Origin of the sequence: Staphylococcus pasteuri, from assembly GCF_030547725.1 — a bacterium.
Classification (GTDB): Bacteria; Bacillota; Bacilli; order Staphylococcales; family Staphylococcaceae; genus Staphylococcus; species Staphylococcus pasteuri.
Genome location: NZ_JAUOQO010000069.1, coordinates 1 through 373 on the forward strand (window position 1 = coordinate 1; position 373 = coordinate 373).

A 373-nucleotide genomic window follows, 5' to 3' on the forward strand; every position below is an offset into this window, starting at 1 on the left:
GTTCAAAACTAGCGCTAGCTTGGCTGCGCCCTTGGCGCATTTGCCCTTCGGTTTTTTCTGCACCTTTGACTAATTCTCCCATCATTTGCTCAATTTGATCGGTAGAACCACGGGTTTGCTTGGCTAAGTTCCTTACTTCATCAGCCACTACCGCAAAGCCGCGACCATGCTCTCCCGCTCGAGCCGATTCAATGGCGGCATTTAACGCCAGCAAATTAGTTTGCTCTGCAATGCCATTAATCACTTCTAAGATCTTACTGGCATCTTTACTATTTTGCGCCAGCTCTCGCATATCTTCAGACGCGCTATCCACCTGCCCCACTAGCTGCTTTATTTCAGAGGTGGCGGATTGAGTCAGCTGATTGCCGTGTTC

The 373-nt window shown here is 49.3% G+C and carries 1 protein-coding gene; it reads right to left on the minus strand.

The features are described 5' to 3' along the window. Positions 1 to 373, minus strand: a 373-nt coding sequence (locus Q4528_RS12830; protein ID WP_303521862.1) for a methyl-accepting chemotaxis protein, incomplete at both ends; no start/stop codon positions are given.